Origin of the sequence: Streptomyces sp. NPDC001373, from assembly GCF_042895815.1 — a bacterium.
Taxonomy (GTDB): domain Bacteria; phylum Actinomycetota; class Actinomycetes; order Streptomycetales; family Streptomycetaceae; genus Streptomyces.
Genome location: NZ_JBIAWQ010000067.1, coordinates 1 through 1,348 on the forward strand (window position 1 = coordinate 1; position 1,348 = coordinate 1,348).

The window sequence follows — 1,348 nt, forward strand, 5'->3', positions numbered from 1 at the left end:
GCACGGGTTCTTCTTGGTCGAAAACCCATCTACCAGGGGCTTCACCCGTCTGTCAGCCGAACTGACCAACCCGGCCCGCAGGTTGGAAAAGGCTCCGAGTCCGGGGTGTTCGGGTTCGGGACACCGGGATTCTCGGGGTTGTTCATGGATGTCGTGTTGTACATGGTTGCGACGCCGGGGCCGCAGACGAGGCTGATCTCGCCGTATTTCACCCCACGGACGTTGGTGAATGTCGTCATTTTTGCAGTGTCGCCATCATGCAGGTGGGCGTTGCAACCCGGATACTTCTCCGCTACCTCCGGGTTCGGTGACGGCGGGGGTGGGGCGGACGAGGAACTCGTCACGGATGGCGAGCTGCCGTACGATGAGGCGCCCGTCGCCATCAGGGCGGCAGATAGTAGTGCAGCCGAGACGGTCAACTTCTTTTCTGTAATCCGTGTACGCATGTTCTCTGCCTCCGTCTGGTCACCTGAAGTGGTGAAAGAACGGCGGCCCGCGCAGCCGGTACTCCCAGTTTCGAACTCAGCTTTGAATCGCGGGCTCCCTGCTGATCGTTGTGCAGGGACGTCGGTTCGCGAGGTATGCGCGGCAGCCTTGCGGATACAGGGCCCGGCAGCGCTGTGTGTTCAAGACGGCGTCATGCCTGCCGCGGTCTTGCCTGCTGGCGCTAGATTTCGAGGAGTAAGCGACTGGCATCCCACTTGGTACGTCGCCCGCTGACTCTTCCGCCACCGGCGACGGGCCAGGATCTCGCCAGCTGTGCAGCGTGACGTACTCCTCCCGGAACGCTTGAGCCTGCTCTCAGCACCGCTGAAACGATGCGACGCAATCGAATGGCCAGCCTCCAGCAGCTTACTTCCGGCCCATCACGCCCGCATTTTTGGCACCTGCTGTCGCCGCACCGGCCGTAGAGCAGTCCTTCCAGCCGCTTCATCGGACGCGCAGAAGCCGGCGCAGCAGGCCACCCTGCGGCCGGGACTCCTATTGGTGAGGCTTCGTACCCTGGCCGCCGATGTCCGCATCGTCGGCAGCCATGAGATCACGGTGCTGGTCGTGATCTTTGCCGTCGCCGTGGTGGCCGCCGTGCTGTGGTACGTCCGCCGACGCTGAACATCGCCTTCGACCAGATCCCTGGCGGGCCGGGCCGATGCGCGGGGTGTAGCCGTGATGGGCCAGGACCCTGAGCGGACCGTCAACGAGTTGCGCGCAGGGTGGAGGGTGCGGTGCTGGGTGCTCGGGGGCCGACGTGGGCGTGAAGTGACCCCTCAGGTCCCGACACTTCCGTTTTATGCCGCGAGGTCCAGCCGTTGATAGCAGCGGACCCTCGCCTGGTACGGCGTGATGTAGC

General features: G+C 64.0%; 2 protein-coding genes. One reads left to right on the forward strand and one right to left on the reverse strand.

Translation table 11 applies throughout. The features are described 5' to 3' along the window. Nucleotides 1-41 precede the first annotated feature (41 nt). Entirely contained in the window at nt 42-239 is a 198-nt protein-coding gene (locus ACFY15_RS36900; RefSeq protein WP_390827089.1) for a hypothetical protein, read from the reverse strand. Nucleotides 240-987: 748 nt separating this feature from the next. Between ACFY15_RS36900 and ACFY15_RS36905 the strand changes: the two genes are divergently transcribed. After that, nucleotides 988-1,110: a hypothetical protein gene (locus tag ACFY15_RS36905; protein ID WP_390691662.1), complete on the forward strand. Its 123-nt coding sequence runs from the start codon at nt 988-990 to the stop codon at nt 1,108-1,110. Nucleotides 1,111-1,348 lie beyond the last annotated feature (238 nt).

Bases quoted from the DNA above. Each gene is read 5' to 3' on its own strand.
- ACFY15_RS36900 (WP_390827089.1), bottom strand. From the start codon at position 239: ATGACGACATTCACCAACGTCCGTGGGGTGAAATACGGCGAGATCAGC.